Here is a 22242-nt window from a genome sequence, read left to right as displayed (position 1 = left end):
GGGGAGACGCAGGCATGTCCCCTTTCGCCTGACATCTTCACCTTTTTCCGTGACGATAGTCGGCGGTCCGCCCGTTCGCCTCCGGTGACGCGGCGGCCGGGTGGCCCCGCCCCGGCGCGGCCCCGTGCGCGGCGGCGCCGGTCCCGGGGATGCTGGAAGTCAGCCGTGATCCGGCCGGTGCGCCCGGCCGCCAGTCCGAAAGGCAGGGCGATGAGCGACTCCCAGCTCTGGGGCGATGTCGACGCGTACTTCACCGACCACCTGGCCGTCGAGGACGACGCCCTGGTGGCGGCCCGGCGCGAGAGCGACGCGGCCGGTCTGCCGCCCATCAGCGTGACCGCGCCTCAGGGGAAGCTGCTGCGGCTGCTCGCGGAGATCCAGGGCGCCCGCAGCATCCTGGAGATCGGCACGCTCGGCGGGTACTCCACGATCTGGCTGGCCCGCGCGCTGCCCGCCGACGGCCGGCTGGTCTCGCTGGAGTACGACGCCCGGCACGCCGAGGTCGCCGTCCGCAATCTGGCGCGGGCGGGCCTGGACCGGATCGCGCAGGTGCGGGTCGGGCCGGCCCTGGAGTCGCTGCCCAGGCTGGCCGACGAGAACCCGGCCCCCTTCGACCTGGTGTTCATCGACGCCGACAAGGCCAACAACGCGCACTACGTGGAGTGGGCGCTGCGGCTGACGAGCACCGGCAGTCTGATCGTCGTCGACAACGTGGTGCGGGGCGGCGCCGTCCTGGACGCGGACAGCGCCGCCCCGGACGTACGGGGCACCCGGGCCGCCGTGGAACTGATCGGCCGGCACCCTCGGTTGACCGCCACGGCGGTGCAGACGGTGGGCGCCAAGGGCTACGACGGGTTCGTGCTGGCCCGGGTGCGGGCGTAGCGGCCGCGGTGCGGTCCGGGTGCGGGCGCAGCGCGGCCGGAAACGGGGGCCGGGCGGGTCAGACCTCCAGGTGGAAGCCGACGTTGACGCTGCGCGGGGCGGTGCGGTCGTGGACGACGATCTCGCCGCTGCCGCCCCTGGGCAGCGACACCGTCTGTCCGTACCCGATGGGATGCACCTGGCCGCCGACGGTCATCCGCACCTCGGAGGACGGGTCGGCCTGCGAGCCGCGCAGCCAGGTCACATGCCAGCTGCCGTCGGCGGCGCACTGGAACTCCAGATGGACGCGGGAGACGAACAGCCAGTCGTCCGGGGTCGCGAGCCGGCACACGGACCGGTCCCGGCCGACCCGGAGCACGGCGCCCGGCTCGCTGGGCGCGTCGGCCATGAGCATGCCGGCCGTGGCGCCCTCGTCCGCCGCGGACACGGCGGCCATGGTGAGTTCGAGCACGTGCGCTCCTTCTGAAACGTCCTTGCCCGACGGCCGGTTTGACCATCGACGCCGCATGATAAATCGCCCGGCACCATCGCGTCCGGCACAATGAACTCATGACCGAGCGAAAGCCCCCCGGTGTGCCGTTCGAGTCGTGGGTGGACCACCAGATCAGTCAGGCGCAGGGGCGCGGCGACTTCGACCGCCTGCCCGGCGCCGGCCGGCCGCTGCCGCGCGATCTGGAGGAGCCGTACGACGAACTGTGGTGGGTCAAACGCAAGATGGCCCGCGAGGGCCTGTCGGTGCTGCCGCCGGCGCTGGCGTTGCGCAAGGAGGCCGAGGACGCGCTGGACGCGGCGTACGCGGCGCCCACGGAGCGGGCCGTCCGGAAGATCATCACGGACGTGAACGTCAAGATCCGCGACATGCTGCTGAAGCCGCCGCCCGGCCCTCCCCTGGGCCGCCGGCCGTACGACGTCGACGAGGTCGTACGGGAGTGGCGGGAGCGCCGGGAGGGACGCCGGGCGGCGGACGGGTCCAGCGGGACGGGTGCGTCAGACGCGTAGGAGCCGTTCGGCCAGTTCGCGGTAGTCGCGCAGCGCGAGACGCAGTTGCTCGGTGTCGGTCGCGCCGTCGGAGTTCAGCCAGGACTTGCGCAGGGTGCCGCGCCGCTGGGTCATCGCCTCGGTGAGCCGGGCGAGCAGTTCCTCGACGGCGTGGTCGGCCTCCTCGACGGCGTCGCGCGGCCGGTCGACGAAGTGCGTCAGGGCGTCGTGCAGCCGCAGCTCCAGCCGGTCGCGGTCGTCGTGCGGGAGCAGCGTGGCGCCGGTGGTGGTGGCGTCCGAAGTGCCGTGGGTGCCGTGCGTGTCGTGCCCGGTGGTGTGGTGCCGGGTGTCGTGGGTGCCGGCGGTCTCTCGGGTGTCGCGGGTGCCGTGCGGGTCGCGGTCGCCGTGCGTCCCGGCCGCCTTCCCGTCCGGGAATCCGGGGTCCGTGCCGGTGCCCCGGGTGCCGGGCTCCCCGTTCTCGCGCAGGCCGGCGTCCTCGTGCGCGCTGCCCTCGCGGGTTCCGGTCCGCTCGTCCTCGGGGGCGGCGGGCCACCGGTCCGTTCCGGTCCCGGCGGGGGCGGTGCCGCGTGCGCCGGGCTCCGTCTCCGTGTGCGTGATGTCCTTCATCTCAGCTCCTCCCCGCGTGCGTACGCTCGGAGGTCCGGCGGGACCGGGACCCTCCGACGAGTTCCTCGAACAGGGCCCGCGCCTCCAGCAGTGCCTCGCGCATCTCCTCCGTGCTCGATGTGCCGGACGCGCCGGACGCGCCGGGCGTACGGGACGTGCCGGACCCGTTGCGGGCGACGTGGTGCAGATGCCGGTAGCCCTGCACATGGGGAGCGTGGTGCACGGCCAGGGCCTCGACCCGCTCCTCGTACCGGTCGCCGTCCGGGTAGCCGCGGGCGCCCGCCACCTCGGCGAGCAGCCGCTCGGCCTCCGCCACCGCCTCGTGGGGCGCGTCGACGAAGTGCTCCTGGGCCGCGGCCCAGCGCGCCTCGAAGCGCTCGGCGTCGGCCGGTTCCAGGGCGCGCTCCTTCAGCCCGCCGTGCCGCTCGACGAGTTGGGCGAGCTCGTGCTCGGCCGCCTTGGTGTCCCCGTCGTGGCGGGCCACGGCTCGTTCGTATTCGGGGCCGAAGCGCCGCTTCAGACCCCGGCCGCCCCGGGCACCACCACGGGTGCGCAGGGCCAGGGCGATCGCGCCGATGACGACGACGACCGCGATCACGATCAGAATGATCACGCCAGTTGACATGGACGTCGGGTTGCCGGTAAAGGCCGTCTCAAACGGCCGGGGGCCGTACGACATCCCGGCGTGCGGAATTCCCGTCCTCACCCACCTCAGGGCCTACCGCCCGTCCCGCACAAATCGGATGCCGCCGCGCGGACCCCGGTGCGAGCATGGCGCCCATGTCCTGGACCGTCGCCCCCGAACCGCCCGACTCCCCCGCCGCCGTGGCCCTCTGGCGGGCGTACTACACGGAGGTCAGCGACCGTTGGTACCTCCTGCACGAGGGACGGCGTACGGACCCGGCGGAGCTGGAGCGCGCGATCGCGGCGCAGTCCGGGGACGAACTGCGGCACCCGCAGGGCGCGTTGCTGGTGGCCCGGTGGACGGGCGAGCCGGGCGGCACGGCGGGGGTTCGCCTGCTGGACGGCGGGGCGGCCGAGCTGACGCGGGTGTACGTGCGTGACGCGCTGCGCGGCAGGGGCGGCGGGCCGGTGCTCGTACGGGCCGCCGAGGACGCCGCGCGGGCCCTCGGGGCCGGCCGCCTGATCCTGGACACCCGGCACGACCTGGTGGAGGCACGCGCGCTGTACGCCCGGCTCGGCTACGCGGAGACCGCCCCGCACAACGACGACCCGTACGCCGAGCACTGGCTCGCCAAAGCCCTGACCTGACCGCGGGTTCCCTCAGGCCTCGGCGGGCCGTGCCCCGTTGTGCGGCTGCTCCCGGTCGGAGCCGCACAGTTCGGAGTTGAGCTCCTTGACCAGCTGGACGAGGTCGGTCGGCCGGTCGGGTCCCCACCAGTCGCCGAGCAGTTCGGCCAGCGACTCCTCCCGGACCCGGGCCAGGTCCTCGGCGACCTCGCGGCCCTGGTCGGTGAGGACGAGGTCGACGCCCCTGCGGGTGGCCAGTCCTCGCCCCTCCACCTGCCGGGCGGCGTCCAGGATGACCCGCAGCGGTACGGAGGTGCGTTCGGTGAGCACGACCGGCTCGACCCAGCCGTACCGTTTGATCCGCAGCAGCAGCCAGCTCGCGGCGGGCAGCAGGTCGTACCCCGCCCGCTCGGTGATGGTCTCGTAGATCCGCCGGCGGCCCTCGCGGGTGCCGAGCACCGACAGGGCCCGGCACACCTCGTCGTAGGAGGAGCGCTCGACCGGGTTGCTGGCCAGGGTCTCGGTGACGTCGGGGGCGGTGACCGAGCCGCGCAGCTTGTCCTCGCGCAGGAACCAGGCGAGCACGAAGCCCAGCAGGGCCACCGGGACGGCGTACAGGAACACGTCGGTGATCGCGGTCGCGTACGCGTCGAGCGCGGCCGGGCGCAGCGCGGCGGGCAGTTCGGCGATGCCCCGCGGGTCGGCCTCAAGCCCTTCGAGGGAGGCGCCGGGCGGCAGCCGTACGCCGCGGAAGGCGTCCACGAGGAGGTCGTCGAGGCGGCTGGCGAAGACGGTGCCGAAGATGGCGACGCCGAACGAGGCGCCGATCGAGCGGAAGAAGGTGGCGCCGGAGGTGGCGACGCCGAGGTCCTCGTAGGGGACGGCGTTCTGCACGATGAGCACGAGGACCTGCATGACGAGGCCGAGGCCCAGCCCGAACACGAAGAAGTACACACTCATCAGGGCGGTGGAGCTGCCCGCGTCGAGCTGGTGCAGGAGCAGCAGGCCGACGGCGGTCACGCCGGTGCCGGCGATCGGGAACACCTTCCAGCGGCCGGTGCGGCTGACGATCTGCCCGGACCCGGTGGACGACAGCAGCATGCCGGCGACCATCGGGAGCATGTGGACGCCGGACAGGGTGGGGCTGATGCCCTGCACGACCTGGAGGAACGTCGGCAGGTAGGTCATCGCGCCGAACATGGCGAAGCCGACGATGAAGCTGATGACGGCGGACAGCGTGAAGGTGCGCACCCGGAAGAGCTTGAGCGGCAGCACGGGTTCGGCGGCCCGCCGCTCCACGGCGACGAAGACGAACGCGAGCACGACGGAGGCGACGGCGAGGGCCACGATCTGCGCCGAGCCCCAGCCCCAGGTCGTCCCGCCGAGGGACGCCACCAGCACCAGGCCGGTGGCGACGGCGGCGATGAGCACGGTGCCGAGGTAGTCGATGACGTGCTTGGTGCTGCGGCGCGGGATGTGCAGCACGAGGGCGATGACGATGAGCGCGACGGCGCCGACCGGCAGATTGACGTAGAACACCCACCGCCAGCTCAGATGCTCGGTGAACACCCCGCCGAGCAGCGGCCCGAGGACGCTGGTGGCACCGAACACCGCCCCGAACAGCCCCTGGTAGCGGCCGCGTTCGCGGGGCGGCACGATGTCGCCGACGATCGCCATGGACAGCACGATGAGGCCGCCGCCGCCCAGCCCCTGCAGCGCGCGGAAGGCGATGAGCTGGGTCATGTCCTGCGCCATGCCGCACAGGGCGGAGCCGACGAGGAAGATGACGATGGCGATCTGGTAGAGCCGTTTGCGTCCGTACTGGTCGCCGAGCTTGCCCCACAGCGGGGTGGCGGCCGTGGACGCCAGCAGATATGCCGTCACGACCCAGGACAGATGCTCCAGACCGCCGAGGTCGCTGACGATGGTCGGCAGCGCGGTGGAGACGATGGTCTGGTCGAGTGCGGCGAGCAGCATGCCGAGGAGCAGCGCGCCGATGGAGACGAGGACGTTGCCGGACACGTTCTCGTGCGGCTCGACCCGCCCCTTCGGGGGCTGCGCGTCACGCACTCCCCCCGCCCTGCCGTGCGCGTCCCCGGCCATGAAGACCTCCCGACCGTCTCGTTTTCCTCTCCATCGTGATCGCTGTATCCCGTTACGGCCTGTTGAGTCCTCCGCGGAGCGCGTCTTCCGGGGGTATGCGAAGAAGCCGTGGAGAGCGTCTGCATAATCTGGGGAGTTCGCGAGGGGAGGGACCGACGCGTGACGGAGCCGAGGGGAACCGAAGGGGCCGGGGGCACGGGCAGCCCGGGTGGGCCGGACGGCCGTGCGTGCCCGCGGTGCGGGGCGGCGAGGGCTGCCGACCGCACGCCGGCGTGCGGCTGCGCCCAGGACGTGTCGGACGCGCTGCGGGAGGCGCGTACGGCGGAGGCGGCCGCGGCGGAGGACTTCGATCCGCTGCGCATACGCCCATACGTGGAACTGGAGGGCGGCGGCCCGCCGGACGACGGCGAGACGATGGCGCTGCGCGCGGTCCCCGCGCTGCCGGCTCCCCTGACGCCGGGGGCGAGCGCGCCGAGCGCCCAGGACCTGAGCCTGTTCGACCCGGCGACGGCGACCCTGCGGGTCGTGGACGACGGCCGCCGGACGGCCGGGGCGGGCGCGCGGCGCCGCCGTACGGTCCTGCTGGGCGCGGGCGGCGCGGTGGTCGCCGTGATCGCGGCGGCGGGGCTGGCGAGCGGTCTGTTCGCGTACGACACCCCGGTACGGGACGAGGCACAGCGGAAGGACGTCCGGGCGGGAGTACCGGCCCCGTCGACGGGCACGCCCGAGGCGACGCGAGCACCGAGCGGAAGCCCCACACCCACGGAGTCGGTGTCCGCGTCCCCGTCGGACACCCCGACGGCGTCACCCTCCCCCTCCGCCTCGTCGTCGGCCGACGCCTCCCCGACGCCATCGCCCTCGGCGGAGCCGACCACGACCCCCACCACCGCGGAGTCCAGCGCCCCCGCGGACGGCAACCTCGCCGCGGACCCGGAGGAACCGCCCGTACTCAGCCGGGGTTCACGCGGCCCCGAGGTGGTCGAACTGGAACTGCGCCTGACACAACTGCGCCTCTACACCCGCCCGGCCCAGGGCACCTACGACCGCCACGTGGAGGACGCGGTCTCCCGCTACCAGTGGGCCCGCGGCATCTGGCCCCAGCAGTGGGGCGCCTACGACCTGAAGACCCGCCAGAGGCTGGAATCGGAAACAAGCGAGCCGTGACGCGCGCGCGGCGGGCGCCGGGGTGGTCATCCATCCCATGACGCGCGCGGCGGGCGCGGGGGCGGTCAGTGGCCCGTCAGTTCACCACGAGCCGGATCGTCCCGCCCCCGGCGTCCTCCACCCGCACCCGCCGCAGGTCCTCGACCAGCACATCCGGCTCATGGAGACCGGCACGCGGACCGATGCCGACCACCCGCATCCCCGCGGCGCGCCCCGCCTGGATGCCCGCGCCGGAGTCCTCGAAGACGACGCAGTCGGCCGGGTCGACGCCGAGTTCCGCGGCGCCCTTGAGGAAGCCCTCGGGGTCGGGCTTGCTGGCGCCGACGGACTCCGCGGTCACCCGGACGTCCGGCAGCGGGAGCCCGGCGGCGGCCATCCGCGCCGTGGACAGCGCGACGTCGGCGGAGGTCACCAGGGCGTGTGGCAGCCCGCGCAGGGAGGCAAGGAACTCGGGCGCCCCGGGCACCGGCACGACGCCGTCCATGTCGGCGGTCTCCTCGGCGAGCATGCGCGCGTTGTCCGCGTGGTTCTGCTCGACGGGACGGTTGGGCAGCAGCAGGGCCATCGAGGCGTGTCCCTGACGTCCGTGCACGACCTTCATGACCTCGTCGCCGTCCAGCCCGTGCCGGTCGGCCCAGCGGCGCCAGATGCGCTCCACCACCGCGTCCGAGTTGACGAGGGTGCCGTCCATGTCGAGCAGGAGGGCGCGGGCGGTGAGCACGGCGGGGGTGGCGGCGGCCGGCATCGGCTACTCCAAGCGGGGTGGGACACGGGGGTGCCGTAACGGCTCCCGGGAGGGACAAGGTGGATCCGCCCGCCGGTCAGGGAGAACGGGCGGAGCCACTTTGTTTTTCTACGGTACAAAACCGGGACCCGATCGCGCCACCGCATCCGGGAACGTTCACCGGATGTTCAGCTCGCGCCAGTCGCGCCACCCGGGCCACCCGGGCCACCGGATCCTCAGGCGATCGCCTCGTACAGGCTCCACACGCCCAGTCCCAGCATCACGAGCGCCGCGATCTTCGTGATCAGCGCCAGCGGCACCCGGCGCATCAGCGCCTTCCCGCCGACGATCCCGATGGCGGCCACGCTCCACAGCGCCAGCACCGCGCCGATACCGACGGAGAGCGGGTCGTCGTAGCGGGCGGCGAGGTTGGCGGTCATGATCTGCGTCAGGTCCCCGAACTCGGCGACCAGGATGAGCATGAACCCGGCGCCGGAGACCTTCCAGAAGGACTGGTCCTCCGGCTTGCGGACGTCCTCCTCGCTCTCGTCCTTCTTCAGCAGCAGCACCGCGGCACCGCCGAGGAAGAGCACACCGGTCAGGGCGTGCACGATCTGCTGGGGCAGCAGGGTGAGCACACTGCCGGCGGCCACGGCGAGCACGACGTGGACGGTGAAGGCGGCGGCGACCCCGGCGAAGACGTACGAGGCGCGGTAGCGGGTGCCGAGCACGAGTCCGGCGAGCGCGGTCTTGTCGGGCAGTTCGGCGAGGAAGACGACGCCGAAGACGACGGCCGTCACGGTCAGGCTGATCAAGGGTCCTCAATCGGTCGGGGCTGCCCCACCGAGAGTCCGCTCTGCGCTGCGACACCTCGGCACGGCAGCGCTCGGGCGTCCGCACCACGGGTACGGACGTGCACTGCTGGCCGAAGGTCTCGCTGGCCGACCCCGTGACCGAGGTCCGCCTCCGGGCGCCGGCTCAGACGAGCTGAGCAGTATGTCGACGGTCCGGCGAAGAGCTACTCCCCTTCTGCTGCCCCCAGCATACGCGAAACGTTTCGCCGTAAACCTTGTTATGTCATGTACGCGCCACTAACTTCTTACCGCGCGCACACCTCCCCGCAACACGGCGTCGCGAGCATGCCCGTGCCCGGACGCCAACACCCGCACCCCACAAGGGAGTTCACCATGTCCAAGTTCTACGCGCGTCGACGCGTCAGCATACTCGCGGCGCTGACCGGCGTCATCGCCTCTGTCGGACTCCTCAACGGACCGACGGCCTCCGCCGCCCTCCCCACCCCGGTCAGCGCCGCCACCGCGCGCGGCTACCTCGCCCAGCTCACCGTCGCCTCCGAGAACCGCACCGGCTACGACCGCGACCTCTTCCCGCACTGGATCACCCAGTCCGGCACCTGCAACACCCGCGAGACCGTCCTCAAGCGCGACGGCTCGGGCGTCGTCACCGACTCCTCCTGCGCCGCCACCAGCGGCAGCTGGTACTCCCCCTACGACGGCGCCACCTGGACCGCCGCCTCCGACCTCGACATCGACCATCTCGTCCCGCTCGCCGAGGCCTGGGACTCCGGCGCCGGCTCCTGGACCACCTCCCGGCGCCAGTCGTTCGCCAACGACCTGACCCGCCCCCAGCTCATCGCCGTCACCGACAACGTCAACCAGTCCAAGGGCGACCAGGACCCCGCCACCTGGATGCCGTCGCGCACGGCCTACCGCTGCACCTACGTCCGCGCCTGGGTCCAGGTGAAGTACTACTACGGCCTCTCCGTCGACTCGGCCGAGAAGTCCGCCCTCACCTCGTACCTCGCGAACTGCTGACCGCCGTCACCCGGACGGCCTCTCCGGCGAAACCGTGATCCCCGGGGCCTGTCCGTCCCCCTCCGTCGTTCCGTACCGTACGGGGCGACGGAGGAGGTCACGTGGCGGAACTGCGCCTGGGTCCACTGCTGAGGTACGCCGACGGCTCGGCCGCGACCGTATGGGTCGAGACGAGCCGCCCCTGCACCGCCGAGGTCCGGGTCGGCGGCGCCCCGGGCGGCACCGCGCGCACCTTCCAGATCGCCGGCCACCACTACGCGCTCGTCGCGGTGACCGGACTCACCCCCGGCGCCGACCACCCCTACGAGGTGCTCCTCGACGACACACCCGTCTGGCCGCCGCCCGACTCGCCGTTCCCGCCCTCCGTCATCCGCACCCCCGCGCCCGGCGACCCCGTCCGCCTCGCCTTCGGCTCCTGCCGCTGGGCCTCCGCCCCCGCCGGTGAACCGGACCCCGTAGGCCCCGACGCCCTCGACACCCTCGCCGCCCGTATCGCCACCGCACCCGACGGCGATCGCCCCGACGTGCTCGTCCTGCTCGGCGACCAGGTGTACGCCGACGAGACCTCCAAGGCGACCCGCCGCTGGCTCGCCGCCCGCCGCGACCTGAACGACCCGCCCGGCGCCGAGGTCGCGGACTACGAGGAGTACACCCACCTCTACTACGAGTCCTGGCTCGACCCCGAAGTGCGCTGGCTGCTGTCCACCGTGCCCAGTTGCATGATCTTCGACGACCACGACGTGATCGACGACTGGAACACCTCCGCCTCCTGGCTCGCCGACATGCGGGCCACCCCCTGGTGGCGCGAACGCATCCTGAGCGGCCTCATGTCGTACTGGGTGTACCAGCACCTCGGGAACCTCTCCCCCGGCGAGCTCGCCGCCGACCCGCTCTACGGCGCCGTCCGCGCCGTCGCCGACGGCACCGACCTGCTGCGGGACCTCGCCTGCAAGGCGGACGCCGAACCCGCCACCGTGCGCTGGAGCTACCGGCGCGACTTCGGGCGCGTCCGCCTGCTCATGGTCGACACCCGGGCCGCCCGCGTCCTCGACGAACAGAACCGCTCCATGCTCGACCCGGGCGAGGAGCGCTGGCTGCGCGAACAGGCGCTCGACACGCCCGAGTCCTGCGACCACCTCCTCATCGGCACCTCACTGCCCTGGCTGCTCCCCCACCTCGTGCACGACGCCGAGGCCTGGGACGCCGCGTTGTGCAAGGGCGCCCGTGGGGAGCGCTGGGCCCGCTTCGGGGAGAAGCTGCGGCGCGGCGCCGACCTGGAGCACTGGGCGGCCTTCCCGGAATCCTTCGACGCCCTGACCGACCTCGTCGCCGAGGCCGGGTCCGGGCCGGACGCCCCCGCGACCGTCTGTGTCCTGTCCGGGGACGTCCACCACGCCTACGTCGCCGAACCCACCTGGCCCGACGGCGAGAGCAGCCCCCGCGCCCGGGTCCTCCAGCTGACCTGCTCCCCCGTGCACAACGCGGTCCCCGCGGCCATCCGGTTCGGCTTCCGCTTCGGCTGGAGCGGACTCGCCCGCGGCCTCGGCGGCTGGATCGCCGGACACGGCCGCTCCAGGCGCCCCAAGATCGACTGGCGCCGCACCGGCGGACCCTGGTTCGGCAACCAGCTGATGACCCTCACGCTCGACGGGCGCTCGGCCCGGCTGCGGCTGGAGCAGGCCCGCGCACGACGCGGCGCACCGGCACGGCTGCGGACGGTCATGGAGACCGGCCTGACGGACTGACCCCTCCGGCCCGCTCCGGGGCCCGGAAAAAGAAAACTCCACAACGAACACACGAGCCCCCGATGAACCGGATGTCACACCGGCGGCGTACGCTGTATGGCTGACACAGGCCGCTCCTGCCGCTCCCCCGCGACACCGCGGCACGGTTGGCCACGGGGGTGGAAACGGGGAGTTGCGGTGCTCGAAAGTCTCGCGGACGTGGGATCGCTGACGGCGGCCCCATGGATCTACGCGGCCGTCGGGCTGTCGGTCCTGCTGGACGTGTTCCTGCCGGTCCTGCCCAGCGGCGTCCTCGTCATCACCGCGGCCACGGCGGCGGCCGCCGGCTCCGGCGCCGCGACCGGACAGGTCCCCGACGACGTCCCCGACATCCTCGCCCTCACCCTGTGCGCCGCCACCGCGTCCGTCCTCGGCGACCTCGTCGCCTACCGGCTCGCCTGGCGCGGCGGCCCCCGCCTCGACCGCGCCCTCGCCCGCTCCCGGCGGCTCGCCTCCGCGCAGGAACGTCTCGGCGCCGCCCTGTCCCGGGGCGGCGGCGCCCTCGTCGTCCTGGCCCGCTTCGCCCCCGCCGGCCGCTCCCTGGTCTCCTTCGGCGCCGGCGCCACCCGCCGCAGCCCCCGCGACTTCCTGCCCTGGTCCGCCGTCGCCGGCCTCGCCTGGGCCGTCTACAGCGTGGCCCTCGGCTACCTCGGCGCCCAGTGGCTGGGCGCCACCTGGGTCGCCACGCTCGTCTCGGTGGCGGCACTCTTCGGCGCCGGAGCCGTGGCCACGTTCCTGATGCGCCGCAACCCGGCGTGAGCACGCCCATGTGACCCTGAGTGGCCGGTGGCCCCCTCCCCGTGCACGATGGGTGACGAGGAAGGGCCGCCCGGCCCGCCCGACGTGTCCGCGTCCGGAAGGGACCCCCATGAGCGGTAAGAGCGCTCGCGCGCCGAAGGCGACGACACCACCCCGACGGGCCCGCGCACGCACCGCCCTGACCGCACTCCTCCTCGCCGTCCTGGGCGCGACGGCCCTCACCGGATGCGGCGGGGACGACGACGGCGACGGCTCCGCGTCCGCCCGCCCCACCCCCACACCCCCCGACACGGCCTCCTTCTCCGGCTCACCCGCGCCCGGCCTGTCCTCCCTGGAGGCCTCCGCCCGCGAACGCGCCTCGGCCGCCGCGTCCTCCGCGTCCGCCCGCGCCTCCGCGTTCGAGGCCTCGGTGTCGGCGGAGGTCAAACGGGCCAACGACGCCGCGCAGGAGCAGCTCAAGGACGTCAAGGGGCGCGGCAACGCCACTGCCGACGTCTCCCTCACCGGCAAGCCCCGCGCGGACACCGGCAACCTGCTGGCCGTCGTCGTGGCCATCACCAACCGCACGGACGAGACCGCGTCCTACGCCGTGCAGGTCGACTTCCGCGACCCGGACGGCAAGGTCGTCGAGACCCGGTTCGTCGGCGCCGAGGACCTCGAACCCGGCGAACGCGCCGAGCCCGTCGCCATCAGCCGCAAGCCCCCCGAGCCCCGGCTGACCGCCGAGATCGCCAAGGCCCAGCGCTACTGACGCCGGGCCGACCCCGCGCTCGGCTCAGCCCGCCTGCCGGGCCGCCTGCCCCCGGACCTCCAGACCGTCGAGCAGCTCGGCCGTGGCCTGCGCGATCACATCGACGGCACGGTCGAAGACCTCGCGGTTGTGCGCGGCGGGGGCCCGGAAACCCGACACCTTGCGCACGTACTGGAGCGCGGCGGCACGGATCTCGTCCTCCGTCGCCTCCTCGGGCAACACGGGCGGACGAAGCGTCTTGATACTGCGGCACATGCGCCCAGTCTCCCCCCGACGGGCCCGTCGCGGGAACCTCTCAGGGACGCCGCGCGACGAAGACGAACTCCCGCCCCGGCCGGTCGGGCGCGTCCCGCACCTCGTCCACGACGAACCCTTCCGCGAGCAGATCCGCCTCCACCTCACCGCGCTCCCGGAACCGCAGCGTCGACTCCGAGGTCAGCACAGACCCGTCCCCGGCGAACACGAAGTTCGCCCGGAAGGACACCACCGGCAGCCGCACGTCCACCAACTCGAACCACGTCTCGACCGCCCCGCCCCCCGGAACCTCCGTCACCCGCCAGGACCGCTCACGGGTCCACTCCTCCCAGGCCCGCCGGGCCGGATCCCGCGTCTCGAACACCAGACGCCCACCCGGCCGCAGCGCCTCACGGGCCCCGCGCAGCGTGCCCCGCCAGTCGCCCGGATCGAGGATGGCCTGCGCGACGTTGGCCGTCATGGTCACGAGGTCGACCGTCAGAGGCGGCAACGCCGTGGCGTCCCCGTGGATCCACCGCACCCGCCCGGCACCCGGCTTGCCCCGGGCGACATCGAGCGACGCCCCGGCGGGATCGACACCGACGACCTCGATGCCCCGGTCGGCCAGCAGTAGCGCGAACACCCCCGTCCCACAGCCGATGTCCAGCACACTCCTCGCCCCGAACTCCTCGGCGATCCTCACGTAGACGTCGAGATCACTGCGGTCGGAGTCCAGGGGGTCGTAGAGCGCGGCGAGCCGCGGATCCGCGAAACAGTCGTCAACCATGAGCGCGACCGTAGGCGGCACCGCTCACGGACAACCACCGCATTTACGCGTTAACGTCCGCCCCTCACACACCCGTTCGCATGAACCTCCCGAAGCGACTCGCACCCCTAAATCGAACAGGCGTAGCATTGAGCCGTGGCTACGCCCTATGACTTTCCGAGTGACCTCCTCGCCGGTCAGGAGGAGCTGCATCAGGTCCGGGCCGAGCTGTCGGCCCTGCTGAGAAGGCTGCCCTGGTCGGTCGTTCCCCTGGACGGCTTCAGCGACGACAACGGCTGGCGCAAGATCGAGCGCCCCGCCTCCCCCGGCTGGACGGAGGACGAACAGGCGGAGGTGGAGAAGCTGCGCCGCCGCGAACACGAACTCGCGGTGTTCGTCAGCGGCCACCGCTTCTGGTCGCAGCTCGACGGGGCGGCCCGGGTCGACGCCCGGATGAAGCTCAAGCACACGAAGGACGACCCGGAGGAGACGCCCTGACACACGAAAGGACCCCGGCCATGGCGACCGGGGTCCTCCCCACGTGTGGGCGCGGACGGTTTCGAACCGCCGACATCCTGCTTGTAAGGCAGGCGCTCTACCACTGAGCTACGCACCCGGGACGAGTCGACAGCCTACATTGTCCCGGGCCCCGAGCCACAAACCCATATACCGGTCCGCGCAAGGGGGCAGCCGTCCTCCTGAGGGCCGAGCGTGGGCCCGGCCGCGTGCCCCGAGTGGTGCTGGGCACGCTGGTCACCCGCTTTCGCTCCGCGCGCCGGTGACACGGATCGTGTCCGTGGTCCGGGAGGGCGGGGGCGGGGTCCCTCGCGCCGCCGGGTCGCCGGTCCGGCCTGGTCGGTCCGATGCCCCGCACGATCACTCCGGTCGTGAGGGGGCGGTGCCGTCCGTCGCCGGATCGGTACTCCGAGGGCACGTCGTCCGATCGCCACGGCAGCCGCGTCGTGGCCGGTGATCCGGCGGCCGGGTGTCGTCAGGGGCCGCTGCCAGTGCTGGGCTCCCCAGCGAGACGTGTAGGCGGGGTCCACTGCGATGACCGTGACGCCCTGCTCGGCCGCCATGGAGACGAGCCTGGCCCTGAAGGCCGCCGTGGGGAAGCGGGAGACCAGCGCACGGAACGTCCTGCTCCTGCCGTGGTGCTCCCGGCTCTTCGCGTCGGCGAAGTCGAGGTCCTCGACGGCGATCGTGGTGACGCCGCGGAGCCGGACATGGTGCAGCAGACGGGTGAGGGCATGCCGGATCTGGGCGTCCCGGTGCCGACCGCCACCGGAGAGGTCGTACGCGTAGCGCCGGGGGCCGCCGACGGGATTGCCGTGCCGGTCCAGCTGCCAGGCGGCGAGATGGTCGGCGTTCATGTCGACCGCGACCACGCCCCGGGCCGTCGCCGCCTCGATCGGCGGGGCAGGCATCTGCGCACGCTTCCAGGAAGCGGTCAGGTACCAGCGCCCGCGTGGGACGTCGAAGTGGATGCGGTAGGCCACCGCCCGGTGCGCGGCGATCCGGTCCTGCCACTCCTCGGAGCGATGGGAGAAGGCCACCGACGCGTCCAGCACGTACCGGCAGTGCGAGGCGTTGGCCAGGTGCGCCAGCCGGGACGGTAGCCGGAGTGACAGTTCGCCGGTGCCGGTGACCCGGATCGTCTCGTTGCCCCAGCGCTTGCCGGACTCGCCGTCGGCCGCCAGGAACATACGGGCCGCCCGCCAACGCTCTGCCCACTGCTCCCGGCTGAGCCCCGCGTCGTCCAGGTGGTGCCGCAGGTGTACGAGTCGCCTGCCCCCGCGGACGACCCGCACCTTCCCGGCCTCCCAGTCGTCCCGCACGGCGGCCAGCCTGTCCCGAAGGGCGGCGAGACGCCGCGATTTCGCATGCCACTCCGCCTTGGTGGCATAGCCGCGCGGGGCTCCGGTCCGCCTGTCACCCCTGGGCGCCATAGGGCAGGCGAGCCGCGCCTCGATACGGACGATCTGGCTGCGGAGCCAGGTCATTTCGGCGGCCTGGTTCCGCCTCGCCAGGGCCCACTGATCCTCGGTGGCCCTGGTGATGCTCCCCGCCCAGCGTGCCGACGAGCTCTCCGTCAGCGTCCGCTTCCGCTCGGCCCAGGCGGCGGAGCCGGAAGGTGCGCCCGGCCGGGATCGCACCGCCAGGTCTCCCCCCGCCAGGGAGCCGAGGAAGCCACCGACCTCGGTCAGCAGCTCCGCGTCCATCGAGGACACCCGCAGCCGGGTACGGATCGACACGGCGGCCGGGCCGGGCACGACGAAAGGCGGCGCCACCGCCCGCAGGCCACCAGCCATCCGCCACCTCCCTGTGCCGCCCGAAGATCCGCTCATCAGATGCAACGACTGTCCGCCCGCGAGGTCACCCAGGCGATCCCTGAACGGGTGTCCGACGGCGCACCGGGGGGCTATCCCCACCCCCGGTCCGGTAGAAGGCCGGATTCTCCGGGGGGCGCGCGGTCCGTACGGTCGGAGCATCGTCGGAGTCCGGGCCGCGCAGGGTCCGGAACAGTTCAGGGGGAGATCGTCATGGCCCGTACCGTTCCCGCTCGGATCGCCGTCGCCGGGGTGCTCGTGGCGCTCGTCGCGGGGGTGAGTGGGTGCGGGGCGTCCGCCGGGGACGACGAGGAGCCGGAGCGGCGGTCGTTCGCGTTGGAGGGGCGGACGCTGACCGTGGACTCGGACGACTCGGCGCTGGAGATCGTCGCGGCCGAGGAGCATGAGGCCGGGGCGGTCGAGGTGACGCGGTGGTTCGAGGGGGCGGTGGTGTTCGGGGAGGATCCGAAGGTCACCTGGTCGATGAAGGACGACCGGCTGGTGCTGCGGGAGAAGTGCTCCGGGGTCGTCGCCGACTGCTCGTCCAGGCATCGGATCGAGGTGCCGCGCGGGGTGACCGTACGGGTGCTGGACGGGGACGGGAGTGTGCGGGCGCGGGGGTTCGAGGACCCGTTGCACATCAAGGCCGGGGACGGTTCGGTGCAGGTCAGCGACTCCAGTGGGGCGCTGGACCTGGAGACCGGGGACGGCTCCGTGCGGGTGTTCGACGTCGCGTCGCGGGAGGTGCGGGCGAAGTCCGGGGACGGTTCGGTGCGGCTGTCGCTGGGGAGCGTGCCGGATCTGGTGGAGACGCGGAGCGGGGACGGTTCGGTGACGGTCGAGGTGCCGCGGGCCGGTTACCGGGTGGAGGCGGAGGCCGGGGACGGTTCGGTGGATGTGTCCGTGCCGCGGGACGCCTCCAGCTCCCGTCGGATCAGCGCGCACAGCGGCGACGGGAACATCACGGTGCGAACGGCGAACTGACCGGCCCGTGTGTTCGTCCTTCACCGGTGGGAGAATGACACCGGCAGGGTGAATGACAGCACGGGAGAGGGATGTGACGGCGACACCTCCGCAGCCGAACTCGCCGTCCGTGCCGCCCGTGATGCGGCGGCACCGTCCCGTGCGCCGGGTGCGGCCCGCCCTCGATCATGTGGTGCTCGCCGTCGCCCTTCCCGTCGTCGCCGTTCTCGCGCTGCCCGCCGCGTTCGCGGGTGGCGGGACGCGGCGCTGGTTCGGTGGGCGGGCGGAGAATCAGCGGGCGGAGGCGCAGGCGGCGAAGGACGCCGCGGCGGCCGCGTTCTACGAGCTGGACACCGCGCAGCGGGATCTGCGGATCTCGATAGAGACGATCGCTGCCGTGGACGACTCGCCGGCGGCCCGTCGTGCGGTCGAGGGGTTCGAGGCGCTGGGCCGGCGGATCGACGAGGCGAGTCACCGCTATATCCAGGCGGTCGACGCGCACGATCTGGACCGTGACGATCTGGAGGCCTCGGCGGCGGGCCGGGCGCGTGCCGAGCTGAGCCGGGCGAAGGACGACCTGGACGGCGTACGGCGGGAGCTGGACCGGTTCGCGGACGGGCTGGGGCCGTTGCTGGGGAAGGCGGAGACGCAGCTGGCGCGGTTGGCGCCGGCGGTGGAGCGGGCCCGGCAGGGGCTGCTGGCGGCGTCGAACGCGCTGGACGCGGTGCGGGAGTCGGGGCTGCGGGCGGACGATCTGGCGGCGCGGCTGGCGGCGCTGGGGCCGGAGCTGACGCTGCTGAACGAGGGGGCGGGGCGGCATGGTGTGCCGCAGACGCTGGAGCGGGCGGAGCGGGTCGCGCGGGAGGCCGGGGCGATCCGGGCGGAGGCGGAGCGACTGCCGGAGCGGGCGGCGGAGATCGATCACCGGCTGGTGTCGCTGCGGACGCGGGCGCAGGCGCTGACGACGCGGGCGGAGCAGGTGGAGCCGGTGCTGAGCGAGTTGCGGCGGCGGTTCACGGTGGCGTGCTGGCAGGACCTGCAGGGGGTGCCGGAGACGGCCGCGGAGAACGTACGGCAGGCCGAGGTGAAGCTGGCGGAGGCGCGGGCGGCGCGGGACGCGCAGCGCTGGCCGGACGCGACGGCGTTGCTGTCGACGGTGCGGGCGCTGCTGAACGCGACGGACGAGTCGGTGTCGGCGGCGGGTGACCGGCTGCGCCGGCTGAACGAGGTGCAGAAGGATCCGGAGCGGGAGATCGAGCGGACGCGTTTCGCGATCCGGGACGCGCAGCGGCTGGCGATGGCGGGGCGGAACACTCCGGATCCGCGGCACGCGCGGCCGTTGGACGAGTCGGTGGCGCGGCTGGAGCGGGCGATCGGCACGCTGGAGGGCCGGCATCCGGACTACTGGCACTTCCTGACGGAGACCGAGGCGGTGCGGCAGTCGGTGGCGCGGGTGGTGGCGCGGATCCGTGAGGAGCGGGGCGGCGGTCACGGGCCGGGCTAATCTGGGGTCATGCCTCGCTACGAGTACCGCTGCCGCAGTTGCGGCGACACGTTCGAACTGAGCCGGCCGATGGCGGAGTCGTCCGCTCCGGCGAGTTGCCCGGCCGGGCACGACGACACGGTGAAGCTTTTGTCGACGGTGGCCGTGGGTGGGACCGCGAGCGCCCCCGCGGCGCCCAAGGCGTCCGGCGGGGGCGGTTGCTGCGGCGGGGGCTGCTGCGGCTAGGGCCTTTCGTTTGGATCATCCCGGCGTCGCGGGGTCTGGCACGTCATCATGTCCCGTCGGCCGCAGCCGGGCTGATCCAAACGAAAGACCCTAGCCCGTTGCGCCGGCTGTCGTGCCGGCCGCCTTCAGGAACTCCCTCAGGATGCGTTCGCCCGCGAGGACGCCTCGTTCGGGCAGGGCGGTGACGGCGGGGGCGGTGAAGGCGGTGTCGGCGAGTTCGCCGTGGCCGGGGCGCCAGCCTCGGTCGGCGGCGAGCAGCAGGTCGGCGTCGAGCAGGGAGTCCCCGGCGGCGAGGGTGAGTTCGGCGCCGGTGCGGCGGGCGAGTTCGCGCAGGGCCGCGCTCTTGGTGAGCGGTTTGGGGACGGCGTAGATCTTGCGGCCCTGGAGGGAGACGGTCCAGCCGCGGTTCTCGGCCCAGACGGCGAGTTCCTTCACCCATTCCTCGGGGAGCAGTTCGCGTTCGACGACGAGGTAGGCGAAGAGGTCTTCGGCGACGCGGTGCTTGCGGACCCAGGCCGGTGAGGCGGTGGCCATCAGGTGGTCCTGGATCTCGGCGAGGGGTGCGCAGCTCTCGGCGAGGCGGGCGGTGACCTGGGCGTGCCAGTCGGGGTCGGAGACGCCGTCGACGAGGAGGTGCCCGCCGTTGGCGCAGATGGCGTAGGTGGGGGGCGGGCCGGGCAGGTTGATGCGCTGGTACTGCTTGCGGGTGCGCGTGGTGGTGGGGACGAAGAGCGCGCGGTCGCCGAGGTCGGTGAGGAGCTGGGCGGCCGTCTCGGTCATGTAGGACAGCGGTCTGCTCTCGTGGACCTCGACGCAGAGCAGGCGTGGGGCCCGGGCGTCGGGCATGGTGAGCGCGAGGGCGGCGGCGGAGTAGATCAGGGTGCGGTCGAGGTCGCTGGCGACGATCACGGGCATCAGAGGTTCACCGTCCGGCCGTCGGCGCCGGTGGCGCCGCGGGTGTACTTGGGGTGGATGAGTCCGACGCAGGTGTAGGGCAGTCCGGGGACCTCTTCGACGGGGACGCCGCGCTGTTCGGCGAGCAGGCGTACGTGGGCGAGGTCGGCGCCGGCTCCTTCGCGGGCGAGGATCTTCCAGGGGACGCGGCGCAGCAGGACGCGGGTGGTCTCGCCGACGCCGGGCTTGACGAGGTTGACGTCGTGGATGCCGTACTCCTCGCTGATGCGTTCGACGGCGGCCCAGCCTTCCCAGGTGGGGGTGCGGTCGGTGGAGAGGAGTTCCTTGGCGGTGGCGTCGACGGTGTCGGTGACGTCGGGGAAGCGGGCGGAGACGGCGTCGAGGAAGGCGACGGAGACGTCGGAGCCGGCGAGTTCGCGGTAGAACTTGGCGCCGTGGAAGTCGTGCGGGCCGACGAGGTCGGCGCGCAGCACGGTGCGGGAGATGAGCCCGGAGACGGTGGAGTTGAGGCAGGCGGACGGGATGAGGTAGTCGTCGCGGGTGCCGTAGGTCCGGACGCAGGAACCGGGGTCGGCGAGCACGGCGATCTCGGGGTCGAAGCCGGTGACGCCGTCGGACGCCTCGAATTCGCGTATCGCTGCGGCGAGTTCGCGGGTGATGGCGCCCTTGCCGGTCCAGCCGTCGACGAAGACGACGTCGCGGGGGTCGTGGTGGCGGGCGAGCCAGCGCAGGGCGTTGGCGTCGATGCCGCGGCCGCGGACGATGGAGACGGCGTAGTGGGGCAGTTCGAGGCCGTGCCGGAAGTGGGCCCAGCGGCGCATGAGGACGCCGACGGGGGTGCCGGCGCGGGCGAGGGAGACGAGCACCGGGCGGGGTGAGCGTTCGGCGAGGACGATCTCGGTGACGGCGCCGACGGCGCGGGCGAGGCGGGCGGCGGACTCGTCGAGGGCGCTGTGGAAGAGCGCCTGGTACTGCTCGCTGGGCTGGTACTCGACGGGCAGGGATTCGGCGTAGTGGGCGCCGCCGCTCTGGATGGCCTCCTCGCGTTCCTCGGTGGGCGCCTCCAGGGTGACGTCCGAGAGGTCCTGGAGCAGCCAGCCGACCTCTTCCGGGGCGTACGAGGAGAAGGCGGGGCCGCGCAGGGGCTCGGGCAGCATCGGGGGCCTTTCGGGCAGGGCGAGGGGGCCGGGGACGTACGAGGGGACGACGGCGAGCAGGACGTGCGGGGTCTGCGCGGCGAGCTGGGCGAGGAGTCCGTCGGGGGCGTGCAGGGCGGGGGTGTCGGCGACGGAGTCGACGACGGTGACGACGGCGTCGAAGCCGGCGCCTGCGACGTTGTAGGCGTAGCGCTCGCCGGGGCCGTCGGCGGGGTCGTCGTGGGCGGGGAAGACGAGGCGGGTGCGTATGGCGTAGCCGGGGTCGTCGACGGCGAGGACGGGTGAGCGGGTGGTGGTGGAGTAGCGGACCTCGAGGCCGGTGGCCCGTTCCAGTTCGTGGGCGAGCCGGAGCGGGGCGTACATGAGTTCCTCGAAGCCGAGGACGAGGACGCGGCGCGCGCCGGCGGGGAGGGCCTGGGCCAGGCGGGCGGCCATGGCGGGCAGGGCGCTGTCCAGCCGGGTGCGGTGGGCGGGGGTGAAGCCGTGCCGGCCGCCGTCGGGGAGCCCGGCGGGCCAGTTCAGGTCGACGCGGGTGGGCCGGGGGGCGCCGGTGGCGGGGGCGGCCGGGGGCGCGGTCTCGTGGCGTGCGACGAGTTCCCGGCCCTTCTCCAGGACGCCGTCGGGCAGCCGTACGGTGCCGGAGGCGGCGGTGACGAGGTCGACGCGGGCGCCGATCTCGCGGGCGAAGTCGTCGAGGCGTCCGGCGTCGGCCGGGGACCGCATGTCGACGAGGGCGACGACGACGTACCGGCCGCGCGGGTAGCGCTCGTGGAGTTCGCGGATGGTGTTGAGGACCGTGTTGCCGGTGGAGAACTCGTCGTCGACGAGGACGAGCGGGCCGTCGCCGACGAGGAGGGTGGGGTCCTCGGGGAGCAGCAGATGGGAGGTGGCGTGGGAGTGGGACTCCTCGAAGCCGCCGGCGCGGGCGACGCCGGGGACGGGGCGCCGGGTGGAGTGCAGGTAGGGCGGGGAGCCGAGGCCGTCGGCGACGCAGTGCCCGAGGCCGGTGGCGGTCTCGGCGTAGCCGAGGACGACCGCGGCGGCGGCGTCCTCGTCACCCAGCAGGTCGCGGACGCGGCGGCCGAGGGCGTGGCCGGCGCCGTGGACCACGGACGGGGACTGGGGTACGTGTTTGCCGAGCACGTTGGAGACGAGCAGGTGGGCTCGTTTCGGGTTGCGGCGCAAAGCCAGGCCCAGCAGGTCGGTGAGCGTGTCGTCGCCCACGAGCTGGACTCCGAGCCGTTCGGCGACCCAGCTGCCGGACCAGTCCCCGTCGTTCACTGCGTTGTTCAT

At 73.3% G+C, this 22242-nt stretch carries 23 protein-coding genes and 1 tRNA gene; 12 read left to right on the top strand and 12 right to left on the bottom strand.

Annotated features, from left to right (window positions below):
- Nucleotides 1–210: 210 nt before the first annotated feature.
- Nucleotides 211–882 (top strand): O-methyltransferase, encoded by a 672-nt coding sequence (locus KBY32_RS17890; RefSeq protein WP_055620729.1) that lies wholly within the window; start codon nucleotides 211–213, stop codon nucleotides 880–882.
- Between the two features lie 58 nt (nucleotides 883–940).
- Here the strand turns inward: KBY32_RS17890 and KBY32_RS17885 are convergent, their stop codons facing one another.
- Nucleotides 941–1333, bottom strand: coding sequence for an FHA domain-containing protein (locus tag KBY32_RS17885; protein WP_055620730.1), 393 nt, complete (start codon nucleotides 1331–1333; stop codon nucleotides 941–943).
- Nucleotides 1334–1431: 98 nt separating this feature from the next.
- Here KBY32_RS17885 and KBY32_RS17880 point away from each other — a divergent pair, with 98 nt between their 5' ends.
- Nucleotides 1432–1881: a DUF1992 domain-containing protein gene (locus tag KBY32_RS17880; protein ID WP_055620731.1), complete on the top strand. Its 450-nt coding sequence runs from the start codon at nucleotides 1432–1434 to the stop codon at nucleotides 1879–1881.
- Here the strand turns inward: KBY32_RS17880 and KBY32_RS17875 are convergent.
- Together KBY32_RS17875 and KBY32_RS17870 are read right to left on the bottom strand one after the other, a co-directional pair.
- Nucleotides 1870–2487, bottom strand: coding sequence for a hypothetical protein (locus tag KBY32_RS17875; RefSeq protein ID WP_210980730.1), 618 nt, complete (start codon nucleotides 2485–2487; stop codon nucleotides 1870–1872). The genes KBY32_RS17880 and KBY32_RS17875 overlap by 12 nt on opposite strands.
- 1 nt (nucleotide 2488) lies before the next feature.
- Nucleotides 2489–3112: a hypothetical protein gene (locus tag KBY32_RS17870; protein WP_055620733.1), complete on the bottom strand. Its 624-nt coding sequence runs from the start codon at nucleotides 3110–3112 to the stop codon at nucleotides 2489–2491.
- Nucleotides 3113–3267: 155 nt separating this feature from the next.
- Here KBY32_RS17870 and KBY32_RS17865 point away from each other — a divergent pair, with 155 nt between their 5' ends.
- On the top strand, nucleotides 3268–3759 hold the full coding sequence (locus KBY32_RS17865) for a GNAT family N-acetyltransferase (RefSeq protein ID WP_210980729.1): 492 nt from the start codon (nucleotides 3268–3270) through the stop codon (nucleotides 3757–3759).
- A gap of 12 nt (nucleotides 3760–3771) precedes the next feature.
- Here the strand turns inward: KBY32_RS17865 and KBY32_RS17860 are convergent, their stop codons facing one another.
- A complete protein-coding gene (locus tag KBY32_RS17860; protein ID WP_055620735.1) occupies nucleotides 3772–5841 on the bottom strand; it encodes an MFS transporter in 2070 nt (689 codons plus the stop codon).
- A gap of 291 nt (nucleotides 5842–6132) precedes the next feature.
- On the opposite strand from KBY32_RS17860, the gene KBY32_RS17855 reads away from it, so the two are divergent.
- Nucleotides 6133–7005 carry a peptidoglycan-binding domain-containing protein gene (locus KBY32_RS17855; RefSeq protein ID WP_210980728.1) on the top strand — a complete coding sequence of 291 codons (873 nt, stop codon included), beginning with the start codon at nucleotides 6133–6135 and terminating at the stop codon, nucleotides 7003–7005.
- Between the two features lie 76 nt (nucleotides 7006–7081).
- Here KBY32_RS17855 and KBY32_RS17850 read toward each other — a convergent pair whose 3' ends face one another.
- Both KBY32_RS17850 and KBY32_RS17845 read right to left on the bottom strand, forming a co-directional pair.
- Nucleotides 7082–7750, bottom strand: coding sequence for an HAD family hydrolase (locus KBY32_RS17850; RefSeq protein WP_210980727.1), 669 nt, complete (start codon nucleotides 7748–7750; stop codon nucleotides 7082–7084).
- A 215-nt stretch (nucleotides 7751–7965) separates the two neighbouring features.
- Complete coding sequence (locus tag KBY32_RS17845) at nucleotides 7966–8544, bottom strand: TMEM165/GDT1 family protein (RefSeq protein WP_055620738.1); 579 nt, start codon at nucleotides 8542–8544, stop codon at nucleotides 7966–7968.
- 372 nt (nucleotides 8545–8916) lie between these two features.
- Here KBY32_RS17845 and KBY32_RS17840 point away from each other — a divergent pair, with 372 nt between their 5' ends.
- The 4 genes from KBY32_RS17840 (at nucleotide 8917) to KBY32_RS17825 (ending at nucleotide 12855) form a co-directional block, all read left to right on the top strand.
- Nucleotides 8917–9561: an HNH endonuclease family protein gene (locus tag KBY32_RS17840; RefSeq protein ID WP_115508873.1), complete on the top strand. Its 645-nt coding sequence runs from the start codon at nucleotides 8917–8919 to the stop codon at nucleotides 9559–9561.
- Nucleotides 9562–9662: 101 nt separating this feature from the next.
- Nucleotides 9663–11306, top strand: a complete 1644-nt coding sequence (locus KBY32_RS17835) for an alkaline phosphatase D family protein (protein ID WP_210980726.1) — start codon at nucleotides 9663–9665, stop codon at nucleotides 11304–11306.
- A 177-nt stretch (nucleotides 11307–11483) separates the two neighbouring features.
- Nucleotides 11484–12104, top strand: a complete 621-nt coding sequence (locus tag KBY32_RS17830; RefSeq protein WP_055620741.1) for a DedA family protein — start codon at nucleotides 11484–11486, stop codon at nucleotides 12102–12104.
- A 109-nt stretch (nucleotides 12105–12213) separates the two neighbouring features.
- Nucleotides 12214–12855: a hypothetical protein gene (locus tag KBY32_RS17825; RefSeq protein ID WP_210980725.1), complete on the top strand. Its 642-nt coding sequence runs from the start codon at nucleotides 12214–12216 to the stop codon at nucleotides 12853–12855.
- Nucleotides 12856–12879: 24 nt separating this feature from the next.
- Here the strand turns inward: KBY32_RS17825 and KBY32_RS17820 are convergent, their stop codons facing one another.
- Together KBY32_RS17820 and KBY32_RS17815 are read right to left on the bottom strand one after the other, a co-directional pair.
- On the bottom strand, nucleotides 12880–13110 hold the full coding sequence (locus KBY32_RS17820; RefSeq protein ID WP_108706675.1) for a DUF2277 domain-containing protein: 231 nt from the start codon (nucleotides 13108–13110) through the stop codon (nucleotides 12880–12882).
- 40 nt (nucleotides 13111–13150) lie between these two features.
- Entirely contained in the window at nucleotides 13151–13876 is a 726-nt protein-coding gene (locus tag KBY32_RS17815; RefSeq protein ID WP_210980724.1) for a bifunctional 2-polyprenyl-6-hydroxyphenol methylase/3-demethylubiquinol 3-O-methyltransferase UbiG, read from the bottom strand.
- 135 nt (nucleotides 13877–14011) lie between these two features.
- Between KBY32_RS17815 and KBY32_RS17810 the strand changes: the two genes are divergently transcribed.
- A complete protein-coding gene (locus KBY32_RS17810) occupies nucleotides 14012–14353 on the top strand; it encodes a hypothetical protein (protein ID WP_108710630.1) in 342 nt (113 codons plus the stop codon).
- Between the two features lie 46 nt (nucleotides 14354–14399).
- On the opposite strand, the gene KBY32_RS17805 is transcribed toward KBY32_RS17810, so the two are convergent.
- Both KBY32_RS17805 and KBY32_RS17800 read right to left on the bottom strand, forming a co-directional pair.
- Nucleotides 14400–14471: transfer RNA gene (locus tag KBY32_RS17805), tRNA-Val, on the bottom strand.
- Nucleotides 14472–14487: 16 nt separating this feature from the next.
- Nucleotides 14488–16167 (bottom strand): transposase, encoded by a 1680-nt coding sequence (locus KBY32_RS17800; protein WP_247689590.1) that lies wholly within the window; start codon nucleotides 16165–16167, stop codon nucleotides 14488–14490.
- A gap of 231 nt (nucleotides 16168–16398) precedes the next feature.
- Here KBY32_RS17800 and KBY32_RS17795 point away from each other — a divergent pair, with 231 nt between their 5' ends.
- From KBY32_RS17795 to KBY32_RS17785, 3 genes are all read left to right on the top strand, one after another.
- Complete coding sequence (locus KBY32_RS17795) at nucleotides 16399–17169, top strand: DUF4097 family beta strand repeat-containing protein (protein ID WP_210980722.1); 771 nt, start codon at nucleotides 16399–16401, stop codon at nucleotides 17167–17169.
- A 73-nt stretch (nucleotides 17170–17242) separates the two neighbouring features.
- Nucleotides 17243–18652, top strand: a complete 1410-nt coding sequence (locus tag KBY32_RS17790; protein WP_210980721.1) for a hypothetical protein — start codon at nucleotides 17243–17245, stop codon at nucleotides 18650–18652.
- 9 nt (nucleotides 18653–18661) lie between these two features.
- Nucleotides 18662–18877: a zinc ribbon domain-containing protein gene (locus KBY32_RS17785; protein ID WP_079033540.1), complete on the top strand. Its 216-nt coding sequence runs from the start codon at nucleotides 18662–18664 to the stop codon at nucleotides 18875–18877.
- Nucleotides 18878–18967: 90 nt separating this feature from the next.
- Here KBY32_RS17785 and KBY32_RS17780 read toward each other — a convergent pair whose 3' ends face one another.
- Nucleotides 18968–19792, bottom strand: coding sequence for a hypothetical protein (locus tag KBY32_RS17780; protein WP_055620747.1), 825 nt, complete (start codon nucleotides 19790–19792; stop codon nucleotides 18968–18970).
- Nucleotides 19792–22242, bottom strand: coding sequence for a phosphoribosyltransferase (locus KBY32_RS17775; RefSeq protein ID WP_210980720.1), 2451 nt, complete (start codon nucleotides 22240–22242; stop codon nucleotides 19792–19794). The genes KBY32_RS17780 and KBY32_RS17775 overlap by 1 nt, the downstream gene beginning before the upstream one ends.

This window comes from Streptomyces sp. RK62 (assembly GCF_018070255.1).
GTDB classification, from domain to species: Bacteria; Actinomycetota; Actinomycetes; order Streptomycetales; family Streptomycetaceae; genus Streptomyces; species Streptomyces nigra.
This window is presented reverse-complemented; position numbering and strand designations above follow the sequence as displayed.

What these genes read in the sequence shown, in the direction of transcription:
- KBY32_RS17890 (WP_055620729.1), top strand. Translation starts at nt 211, where the DNA reads ATGAGCGACTCCCAGCTCTGGGGCGATGTCGACGCGTACTTCACCGAC.
- KBY32_RS17880 (WP_055620731.1), top strand. Translation starts at nt 1,432, where the DNA reads ATGACCGAGCGAAAGCCCCCCGGTGTGCCGTTCGAGTCGTGGGTGGAC.
- KBY32_RS17875 (WP_210980730.1), bottom strand. Translation starts at nt 2,487, where the DNA reads ATGAAGGACATCACGCACACGGAGACGGAGCCCGGCGCACGCGGCACC.
- KBY32_RS17870 (WP_055620733.1), bottom strand. Translation starts at nt 3,112, where the DNA reads ATGTCAACTGGCGTGATCATTCTGATCGTGATCGCGGTCGTCGTCGTC.
- KBY32_RS17865 (WP_210980729.1), top strand. Translation starts at nt 3,268, where the DNA reads ATGTCCTGGACCGTCGCCCCCGAACCGCCCGACTCCCCCGCCGCCGTG.
- KBY32_RS17860 (WP_055620735.1), bottom strand. Translation starts at nt 5,841, where the DNA reads ATGGCCGGGGACGCGCACGGCAGGGCGGGGGGAGTGCGTGACGCGCAG.
- KBY32_RS17850 (WP_210980727.1), bottom strand. Translation starts at nt 7,750, where the DNA reads ATGCCGGCCGCCGCCACCCCCGCCGTGCTCACCGCCCGCGCCCTCCTG.
- KBY32_RS17840 (WP_115508873.1), top strand. Translation starts at nt 8,917, where the DNA reads ATGTCCAAGTTCTACGCGCGTCGACGCGTCAGCATACTCGCGGCGCTG.
- KBY32_RS17825 (WP_210980725.1), top strand. Translation starts at nt 12,214, where the DNA reads ATGAGCGGTAAGAGCGCTCGCGCGCCGAAGGCGACGACACCACCCCGA.
- KBY32_RS17820 (WP_108706675.1), bottom strand. Translation starts at nt 13,110, where the DNA reads ATGTGCCGCAGTATCAAGACGCTTCGTCCGCCCGTGTTGCCCGAGGAG.
- KBY32_RS17815 (WP_210980724.1), bottom strand. Translation starts at nt 13,876, where the DNA reads ATGGTTGACGACTGTTTCGCGGATCCGCGGCTCGCCGCGCTCTACGAC.
- KBY32_RS17800 (WP_247689590.1), bottom strand. Translation starts at nt 16,167, where the DNA reads ATGGCTGGTGGCCTGCGGGCGGTGGCGCCGCCTTTCGTCGTGCCCGGC.
- KBY32_RS17795 (WP_210980722.1), top strand. Translation starts at nt 16,399, where the DNA reads ATGGCCCGTACCGTTCCCGCTCGGATCGCCGTCGCCGGGGTGCTCGTG.
- KBY32_RS17785 (WP_079033540.1), top strand. Translation starts at nt 18,662, where the DNA reads ATGCCTCGCTACGAGTACCGCTGCCGCAGTTGCGGCGACACGTTCGAA.
- KBY32_RS17780 (WP_055620747.1), bottom strand. Translation starts at nt 19,792, where the DNA reads ATGCCCGTGATCGTCGCCAGCGACCTCGACCGCACCCTGATCTACTCC.
- KBY32_RS17775 (WP_210980720.1), bottom strand. Translation starts at nt 22,242, where the DNA reads ATGAACAACGCAGTGAACGACGGGGACTGGTCCGGCAGCTGGGTCGCC.